Source organism: Streptomyces sp. NPDC037410 (assembly GCF_055602235.1).
Genome location: NZ_JBVJWR010000005.1, coordinates 399,028 through 408,214, shown reverse-complemented (window position 1 = coordinate 408,214; position 9,187 = coordinate 399,028). Strand labels below are relative to the sequence as shown.

Below are 9,187 nucleotides of genomic sequence, written 5' to 3'. Positions count from 1 at the left end.
ATGTGGAAGCCCAGTAATGGGTGGAGCTGACCGGTACTAATAGGCCGAGGGCTTGTCCTCAGTTGCTCGCGTCCACTGTGTTAGTTCTGAAGCAATGAACTCCCTTGCCGGTTGAGTTCAACTTCATAGTGTTTCGGTGGTCATAGCGTTAGGGAAACGCCCGGTTACATTCCGAACCCGGAAGCTAAGCCTTTCAGCGCCGATGGTACTGCAGGGGGGACCCTGTGGGAGAGTAGGACGCCGCCGAACAATTTTTAGCCTCAACCCCCGGACCTTGTCCGGGGGTTGAGGCATTTTTGCGTTCTGGAGCCGGCGGCCGCCCCCTGTGCGCCGTGGTGTCGTGGCTGAGGGTAAGGTCAGGGGGCATCGTCCGTACGTTCCCAGCAGGAGGCCCCCGGGTGGAGGTCCAGGAGACTCGCGTTCAGACCGACCGGGTCCTCACCATCCCCAATATCCTGAGCATGGCTCGCCTCGTGGGTGTGCCGCTCTTCCTTTGGCTGATCCTCCGGCCTGTGTTCGGCGGTCCCAACAGCGATGGCTGGGCCCTGCTCGTGCTGATGCTCAGCGGCGTCAGCGACTATCTCGACGGGAAGCTCGCCCGGCGCTGGAACCAGATCAGCAACCTCGGCCGGCTCCTCGACCCCGCCGCCGACCGGCTGTACATCGTTTCCACGCTCATCGGGCTGACCTGGCGCGAGATCCTGCCGCTCTGGCTGACCGCCGCACTTTTCGCCCGTGAGTTGATGTTGCTCGTGATGGTGGGAATCCTCCGCCGGCACGGCTACCCGCCGCCGCAGGTGAACTTCCTCGGGAAAGCTGCGACTTTCAACTTGATGTACGCGTTCCCGTTGCTGCTTCTCAGTGACGGAACGGGCTGGCTTTCGTCACTCGCTGAAGTTTTCGGGTGGGCCTTCGCCGGATGGGGTACAACTCTGTATTGGTGGGCAGGGATCCTCTACGTGGTCCAGGTCCGTCGACTCGTGAAGGCGGATACCGCGGCCGATTGAGCCCGTCCGTCCTGTGTCGAGCAGCGTCGCCGGCAACAACGAGGACGTCAGAGGGCCCCTGAACGGACAGGTGAAGTCGGCAGGACCGTCGTCTCTTCAAGGAGGACGCTTCCGACATGAAGGCCGTCGTGATGGCCGGTGGCGAAGGAACCCGCCTTCGCCCCATGACCTCGAGCATGCCCAAGCCTCTTCTGCCGGTGGTGAACCGGCCGATCATGGAGCACGTCCTGCGACTGCTCAAGAGGCACGGTCTCAACGAGACCGTCGTCACCGTGCAGTTCCTCGCCTCTCTCGTCAGGAACTACTTCGGCGACGGAGAAGAGCTCGGTATGGAGCTCACGTATGCCAACGAGGAAAAGCCACTCGGTACAGCGGGAAGTGTGAAGAACGCCGAGGAAGCGTTGAAGGACGACGCTTTTCTCGTCATCTCGGGCGACGCGCTCACCGATTTCGACCTCAGTGATCTCATCGCCTTCCACAAGGAGAAGGGCGCCCTCGTCACGGTCTGCCTGACCCGGGTGCCCAATCCGCTGGAATTCGGCATCACGATCGTCGACGAAGAGGGCAAGGTCGAGCGCTTCCTGGAGAAACCCACCTGGGGCCAGGTCTTCTCGGACACGGTCAACACGGGCATCTACGTGATGGAGCCCGAGGTCTTCGACTACGTCGATGCGGATGTGCCGGTCGACTGGTCGGGCGATGTCTTCCCGCAGCTCATGAAGGAGGGCAAGCCGATCTACGGCTATGTCGCCGAGGGCTACTGGGAGGACGTCGGCACGCACGAGAGCTATGTGAAGGCCCAGGCGGACGTCCTGGAGGGCAAGGTCCAGGTCGACATCGACGGCTTCGAGATCTCGCCCGGGGTGTGGGTCGCGGAAGGAGCCGAAGTGCACCCCGACGCCGTGCTCCGCGGGCCGCTCTACATCGGTGACTACGCCAAGGTCGAGGCGGACGCCGAGATCCGGGAGCACACCGTCATCGGCTCGAACGTGGTCGTGAAGACCGGTGCCTTCCTGCACAAGGCGGTCGTCCACGACAACGTGTACATCGGGCAGCAGAGCAATCTGCGCGGCTGCGTGATCGGGAAGAACACCGACATCATGCGGGCCGCCCGGATCGAGGACGGCGCCGTCATCGGGGACGAGTGCCTCGTCGGCGAAGAATCGATCGTGCAGGGGAACGTGCGCGTCTACCCCTTCAAGACGATCGAGGCCGGCGCCTTCGTCAACACCTCCGTCATCTGGGAGTCCCGGGGACAGGCCCATCTCTTCGGGGCCCGTGGCGTCTCCGGCATCCTGAACGTGGAGATCACCCCCGAGCTGGCCGTCCGGCTGGCGGGGGCGTACGCCACGACCCTGAAGAAGGGGGCGACCGTCACCACCGCGCGCGACCACTCCCGGGGCGCCCGGGCGTTGAAGCGGGCGGTGATCTCGGCGCTGCAGGCCAGCGCCATCGACGTACGGGACCTGGAGAACGTACCGCTGCCGGTGGCGCGGCAGCAGACCGCGCGGGGAAGCGCCGGCGGGATCATGGTGCGAACCTCGCCCGGGGTGCCCGATTCCGTCGACATCATGTTCTTCGACGAACGCGGGGCGGACCTCTCGCAGGCCGGGCAGCGGAAGCTCGACCGGGTGTTCGCGCGCCAGGAGTACCGGCGCGCCTTCCCCGGGGAGATCGGCGACCTGTCGTTCCCGGCGAGCGTCTTCGACTCGTACACCGGGTCGCTGCTGCGGAACGTCGACACCACAGGGATCGCCGAGGCCGGGCTGAAGGTCGTCGTGGACGCCTCCAACGGCAGTGCCGGGCTCGTCCTGCCCAGTCTGCTCGGGCGGCTCCAGGTCGACTCGCTGACGATCAACCCCGGTCTCGACGAGTCCCGTCCCACCGAGTCGGCCGAGAGCCGGCGGGCCGGGCTCGTCCGGCTCGGGGAGATCGTGGCCTCGGCCCGGGCCGCGTTCGGGGTGCGGTTCGACCCCGTCGGCGAGCGGCTCTCGCTCGTGGACGAGCGGGGGAGGATCATCGAGGACGACCGGGCGCTCCTGGTGATGCTCGACCTGGTGGCCGCCGAGCGGCGGTCCGGGCGGGTCGCGCTGCCGGTGACCACGACGCGGATCGCCGAGCAGGTCGCCGCGTACCACGGCACCCAGGTCGAGTGGACGACCACCTCGCCCGACGACCTCACGAGGGTCGGGCGCCAGGAGTCGACGATCTTCGGCGGCGACGGGCGCGGCGGGTTCATCGTGCCCGAGTTCAGCAGCGTCTTCGACGGGGCCGCGGCCTTCGTGCGGCTGATCGGTCTCGTGGCGCGGACACAGCTCACTCTGAGCCAGATCGACGCCCGGATCCCGCGGGCGCACGTCCTGAAGAAGGACATCGCGACCCCGTGGGCCGTGAAGGGTCTGGTGATGCGCCGGGTGGTGGAGGCGGCGGGCAGTCGTTCCGTGGACACCACCGACGGAGTCCGGGTGGTCGAGGCCGACGGGCGGTGGGTGATGGTGCTGCCCGACCCCGCCGAGGCCGTCACTCATCTGTGGGCGGAGGGGCCTGACGACGCCTCCGCGCAGGCCCTGCTCGACGAGTGGGCCGAGGTGGTCGACAGCGCAGGTCGCTGACGGTTCGGTCGGTTTCGGCCGGGAGGTGTCCGAGGGGCGCCTCCCGGCCGTACCTGGGGGCCATTCGGCGGTAGGCCGTGCGACGTGCGACGATGTGCGGCATGTCGCAGCAGCCCCCCGTTCGGAGCACCGGATCACCGCCGCCGCGTCCGGACGCGTCGATGTCGCTGCTGAACAACGTGATCGACCACGCGCTCGACGACGGCTACGCCGAGGCGACGGCCCGGCGCGCGGCCGAGGGCGGCGGGATGCCCCGTAACCTGCGGGCCAAGCTGGGTGTCGCCGCGGGTCTTCTGCTCGCCGCCGTCGTGGTCACCGTGGGAGCGGCCGAGGCGCGGATCTCCGCGCCGGTCGTGGCCAAGGAGCGGCAGGACCTCATCGACCGGATCGACAAGGAGACGTCGACCGCCGACCGGCTGGAGGCGGACGTCGAGCGGATCCGGACCGAGGTCGGGGAGCGCCAGCGGCAGGCCCTGCAGCAGCACGGCGGGGACCAGGCCGAGCTGGTGGCGCTGCTTTCGGGCGCGACGCCCGTGCACGGTCCCGGTGTGAAGCTGGTCGTCGACGACGCCAAGGGCACCGACACCGGTGGCGGCGGGCCGAGGGAGAGCACCGGCTTCTCCGACACCGGCCGGGTCCGCGACCGGGACATGCAGCGGGTGATCAACGGGCTGTGGGAGTCGGGTGCCGAGGCGGTCGCGATCAACGGGCAGCGGCTGACGTCGCTGTCCGCGATCCGCGCCGCCGGTGACGCGATACTCGTCGACAACAAGCCGCTGGTGCCGCCGTACACCGTTCTCGCCATCGGGAACGGACAGCGGTTGAGCACCGCGTTCCAGGACAGCGCCGACGGGCAGTACCTGCACGCGCTGGTGGAGAACTTCGGGATCAGGAGCAGGATCTCGGTCGAGGGCGATGTGAGCCTGCCGGCCGCTCCGAGCCTGACCGTACGTACCGCAGAGCCGAGGGGGGCCGGGGTGGCGATGCCGTCCGGTCGGGCCACGGCCGACACAGGGAAGGGCACATCGTGATCGCCGTACTGGGCCTGATCGTCGGAGTCGTGGTCGGACTGTTGGTCCGCCCCGAGGTTCCGGCGGTGGTCGAGCCCTATCTTCCGATCGCAGTGGTCGCCGCCCTCGACGCGGTCTTCGGTGGTCTGCGGGCCATGCTCGACGGGATCTTCGTCGACAAGGTCTTCGTGGTCTCGTTCCTCTCCAACGTGGTCGTGGCCGCGCTGATCGTCTTCCTCGGCGACAAGCTGGGCGTGGGCGCGCAGCTGTCGACCGGTGTGGTCGTCGTGCTCGGCATCCGCATCTTCTCCAACGCGGCCGCCATCCGGCGTCACGTCTTCCGGGCGTGAGGCCGATGAGCGAGAACCCTCAGAACCCCGAGAACCGTCAGAACCCCGAGGACTCTCAGAACCCCGAGGACCCTCAGAACTCCGGGGGCTCTCAGAAGTTCGAGAAGCCTGAGCGGCCTGAGCTGCCGGACGGCGGGACGGCCGCGGCGTCCGAGACCCCCGTGGCCGGGAAGCCCGAGCCGCGCGGCGAGGACGTCCGGGTGCCTCACGTACCCGAAGCGCCCGAGGTGCCGGCTGTGACTCCTCCGCCCGGTGCCGAGTCGAGCGGGCGGAGCAGGCTCGCCGCCGCGCTGTGGCCGCCGCGGGTGACCCGGGCCCAACTCGTCGTCGCCCTCCTGCTGTTCGTCCTCGGGCTCGGTCTGGCCATCCAGGTCTCCTCGACTAGCGAGAACAGTGCGCTGCGCGGGGCCCGTCAGGAGGACCTCGTACGGATCCTCGACGAACTCGACGACCGCACCCAGCGCCTGGAGGAGGAGAAGACGCGCCTGGAGAAGCAGCAGTCCGAGCTGGAGTCCAGCTCGGACCAGGCCGAGGAGGCGCGCAAGCAGACGCAGGAGAAGGAGCGGCAGCTCGGCATCCTGGCCGGCACCGTGGCAGCCGAGGGGCCGGGCATCACCCTCACCGTGGGGGATCCCGCCGGGGCGGTCGAGTCGGACATGCTGCTCGACGCCATCCAGGAGCTGCGCGCGGCGGGTGCCGAGGCGATCCAGGTGAACGGTGTCCGGGTGGTGGCGGACAGTTATTTCACCGGTAGCGGTGATGACATGCGGATCGATGGAACGAAGGTGACCGCTCCGTACGTCTTCAAGGTCATCGGCAAGCCGGAGGATCTCGAGCCCGCGCTCAACATCCCCGGCGGTGTCGTGCAGACCCTGGAGAAGGAGCAGGCCACGGCCACGGTGGAGCGGTCGGCGAAGATCGTCGTCGACGCCTTGCGACCCGCGAAGCGGCCTGACTACGCTCAGTCGTCCTCCCAGTGAGAAGGGGGACGAGGGGGGTCCCGCGACAAGCGCACGGCGTTGCGGGGGGTCGGCGCACCACAACGGTGGTGCGTGGTGGAAACTGTCCGGAGGATACGGACGTTGTGAAGGTGTCCGGGTCGGCAGGTGTGAAGGATTTCGGTTCGTCCTGCCCCACGGGCGGGTCTGTTTCGGTCAAGGGGAATCGCCCGTGAGTTTTTTTGCGAAGTTGTTCGGCAAGAGTGGACGTGAGGACAGCGGCAACGCCAAGCACGCCGCGCCGCGCCACGCCCAAGGTGAGGAGCAGGGCGGGGAGCGCCCCCTCTTCCGCGACGAGGTCGACGGCCGGGGCGGTGACATTCCGGGCACTCAGGGCGCGTCTTCTGTTGACCCCGCCGGTGCCGCCCGCATAGGTTTCGGAGAACCATCAACCTCAGGTACGGGTGGAGGGTTTGCGTCCGACCCGTACGCGACACAGACCTCCGCGGGGCAGCCGCGGCAGGAGGATGCGTCCATGCCGGTGTGTATGAGGTGCGGTCACCGCAACACGGCGGACAGCCGCTTCTGCTCCCAGTGCGGCACGCCGCTGCGGGGTGGGGTCGCCCCCGAGCGCGCTTCGGAGACGACGTCGACGATCTCCATCTCGGGTCTTGAGGCGTACGAGGCGGAGATCACCGGTCAGACCGCCCTTCCGTCACTGTCTCCCGAGGCGCTCGCGGCCGTGGAGGCGCTGCCTCCTGGTTCCGCGCTCCTCGTGGTGCGCCGCGGTCCGAACTCGGGCAGCCGGTTCCTGCTGGACAGCGAGCTGACGACGGCCGGCCGGCACCCGCAGAGCGACATCTTCCTGGACGACTTCACCGTCTCCCGGCGTCATGTCGAGTTCCGCAGGGCGCAGGACGGCAGCTTCACCGTCGCCGACGTCGGCAGCCTCAACGGCACGTACGTCAACCGTGAGCCGATCGAGTCCGTCGTTCTGTCCAACGGCGACGAGGTGCAGATCGGCAAGTACCGGCTGGTCTTCTACTCGAGCCAGCGAGGCGTGTGACGCCTCGGGGAAGCCCCTTCAGGGAAGGTCCATGCTGCGAACACCGACGGGCGGTGCCGGATCCGGCACCGCCACCGCGGGCGAACGGCTGGTGAGCATCGGCACGGTGCTGAACCAGCTGCGTGACGAGTTTCCCGAAGTGACGATCTCCAAGATCCGGTTCCTGGAGGCCGAGGGGCTGGTCGAGCCCCGTCGGACGGCCTCCGGATACCGGAAGTTCAGCCCGGAGGACGTGGAGCGGCTCGCCCGCATCCTGCGGATGCAGCGGGACCACTACCTTCCGCTGAAGGTGATCCGCGAGCACCTCGACGCCCTCGCGCGGGGTGAGCAGATCAAGCTGCCGGCGCCCGGCCGCCGGCGGGACCTGCTGGAAGGGTCCTGGGAGCAGGACGAGGCGGAGGCGCCGACCGTCGCGCGGCTCGGGCGGGCCGAGCTGATCGCCGCCGCCGAGGTGACCGAGACCGAGCTCGCCGAGTGGGAGTCGTACGGTCTGATCGCCGAGGCGGAGGGCGGCGGCTACGAGGCCGAGACCGTCACCGTCGCCAGACTTGTCGCGGATCTGGGGAGATTCGGTCTGGAACCCCGGCACCTGCGGGCCGTCAAGGCGGCCGCCGACCGGGAGGCCGGGCTGATCGAGCAGGTGGTCGCGCCGCTGCGCCGGCACCGTAACCCGCAGACCAGAGCCCATGCGGAGGCCACCGCGCAGGAGCTCGCCGCACAGTCGGTGCGGCTGCACGCGGCTCTGGTCCAGACCGCTCTGGGGATCCGGCTCCAGTGACCCGCTGAGGGGCCCGGGAGGGGCCCGACTATCCAAACCGGTCGGGCACGTCCTAGGGTTGCTGTGTGAACGAGCTCGACGTTGTGGGTGTCCGGGTGGAAATGCCCTCCAACCAGCCGATCGTGCTCCTGCGTGAAGTGGGAGGCGATCGGTACCTCCCCATCTGGATCGGACCGGGGGAGGCGACCGCGATCGCCTTCGCCCAGCAGGGGATGGCGCCGCCGCGGCCGCTGACGCACGACCTGTTCAAGGACGTGCTGGAGGCCGTGGGACAGGAGCTCACCGAGGTCCGCATCACGGATCTTCGTGACGGGGTCTTCTACGCCGAGCTGGTCTTCGCCAGCGGCGTCGAGGTGAGCGCGCGGCCGTCGGACGCGATAGCGCTGGCCTTGCGGACCGGGACGCCGATCTTCGGCAGCGACGGTGTGCTGGACGACGCCGGTATCGCGATTCCGGACGAGCAGGAGGACGAGGTGGAGAAGTTCCGCGAGTTCCTCGACCAGATCTCACCGGAGGACTTCGGGAGCAGCAGTCAGTGAGGCGGAGCGGTGCGGCCGGAGGTCGTTCGCGGAGTGCCGTCAGAGCATTCGAGTAGCCTTTCCCCGGAGTGGGGTACGTGAAACCACTCTCAGGGTGATTATCACTCGGCGTGCCGAGTGTGGCGATCGTTGACGCACCCCGGGTGACTGCCTACCTTCGTGTGGGCAGGTCAAGGACGGAGGGTCGGCGTGATGAGCAGCGCGGACGGTACGGCAGGGAGCTCGCTCGGACGCGTGTCCGGGGAGAGCGGTCCGTATCCGCTTCACGGCAGTGTGGGCGACTTCGGGACGGACACCGGTGCCGGCATCGCCGACGCGGCGATCGGCTACCGCGGACCGACGGCCTGCGCGGCTGCCGGGATCACCTATCGCCAGCTGGACTACTGGGCACGCACCGGACTCGTCGAGCCGAGCGTGCGGCCCGCGTACGGGTCGGGGACGCAGCGGCTCTACAGCTTCCGCGACGTCGTCGTACTGAAGATCGTCAAGCGCTTCCTCGACACCGGGGTGGCCCTGCAGAACATCCGGGCCGCCGTGCAGCACCTGCGGGCCCGCGGCTTCCGGGACCTGGAGCGGATGACGCTCATGAGCGACGGGGCCACGGTCTACGAGTGCTCCTCGCCCGACGAGGTCGTCGACCTCCTCCAGGGCGGGCAGGGCGTCTTCGGCATCGCCGTCGGCGTCGTCTGGCGCGACGTCGAGGCCGCGCTGTCCCAGCTCCACGGGGAGCGGGTCGACACCGGCGAGACGCTGATCGGGCACAACCCGGGCGACGAGCTGGCGCGGCGGCGGCGCGACAGGGCGGTCTGAGGTCCTCTGCCGGGGTTCGCCCGGGGTTCCCGGGCGTTCCGCGGGGGCGTTGTCAGTGGCGTAGGGCAGCATCGGAC

At 68.7% G+C, this 9,187-nt stretch carries 9 protein-coding genes and 1 rRNA gene; all 10 read left to right on the top strand.

Annotated features, from left to right (window positions below):
* The first annotated feature begins 132 nt into the window (after positions 1–132).
* Positions 133–249, top strand: a 5S ribosomal RNA gene (gene rrf / locus ACZ7HT_RS11385).
* Positions 250–398: 149 nt separating this feature from the next.
* Positions 399–1,007 carry a CDP-alcohol phosphatidyltransferase family protein gene (locus tag ACZ7HT_RS11380; RefSeq protein ID WP_116162104.1) on the top strand — a complete coding sequence of 203 codons (609 nt, stop codon included), beginning with the start codon at positions 399–401 and terminating at the stop codon, positions 1,005–1,007.
* 116 nt (positions 1,008–1,123) lie between these two features.
* Positions 1,124–3,619 carry a sugar phosphate nucleotidyltransferase gene (locus ACZ7HT_RS11375; RefSeq protein WP_471163071.1) on the top strand — a complete coding sequence of 832 codons (2,496 nt, stop codon included), beginning with the start codon at positions 1,124–1,126 and terminating at the stop codon, positions 3,617–3,619.
* Between the two features lie 101 nt (positions 3,620–3,720).
* Entirely contained in the window at positions 3,721–4,650 is a 930-nt protein-coding gene (locus tag ACZ7HT_RS11370; protein WP_471163068.1) for a DUF881 domain-containing protein, read from the top strand.
* Positions 4,647–4,979 (top strand): small basic family protein, encoded by a 333-nt coding sequence (locus ACZ7HT_RS11365; protein ID WP_015032176.1) that lies wholly within the window; start codon positions 4,647–4,649, stop codon positions 4,977–4,979. Before ACZ7HT_RS11370 ends, ACZ7HT_RS11365 begins: the two co-directional genes overlap by 4 nt.
* A 5-nt stretch (positions 4,980–4,984) precedes the next feature.
* Positions 4,985–5,959: a DUF881 domain-containing protein gene (locus tag ACZ7HT_RS11360; RefSeq protein ID WP_471163066.1), complete on the top strand. Its 975-nt coding sequence runs from the start codon at positions 4,985–4,987 to the stop codon at positions 5,957–5,959.
* 82 nt (positions 5,960–6,041) lie between these two features.
* Positions 6,042–6,983, top strand: coding sequence for an FHA domain-containing protein (locus tag ACZ7HT_RS11355; protein ID WP_471163112.1), 942 nt, complete (start codon positions 6,042–6,044; stop codon positions 6,981–6,983).
* Between the two features lie 31 nt (positions 6,984–7,014).
* The gene (gene ftsR / locus ACZ7HT_RS11350) at positions 7,015–7,761 is read left to right on the top strand and encodes a transcriptional regulator FtsR (protein ID WP_471163063.1); all 747 of its coding nucleotides are present in this window, start codon (positions 7,015–7,017) and stop codon (positions 7,759–7,761) included.
* Positions 7,762–7,826: 65 nt separating this feature from the next.
* A complete protein-coding gene (locus ACZ7HT_RS11345) occupies positions 7,827–8,300 on the top strand; it encodes a bifunctional nuclease family protein (RefSeq protein WP_030686418.1) in 474 nt (157 codons plus the stop codon).
* 192 nt (positions 8,301–8,492) lie between these two features.
* On the top strand, positions 8,493–9,110 hold the full coding sequence (locus tag ACZ7HT_RS11340) for a MerR family transcriptional regulator (RefSeq protein ID WP_471163059.1): 618 nt from the start codon (positions 8,493–8,495) through the stop codon (positions 9,108–9,110).
* Positions 9,111–9,187 lie beyond the last annotated feature (77 nt).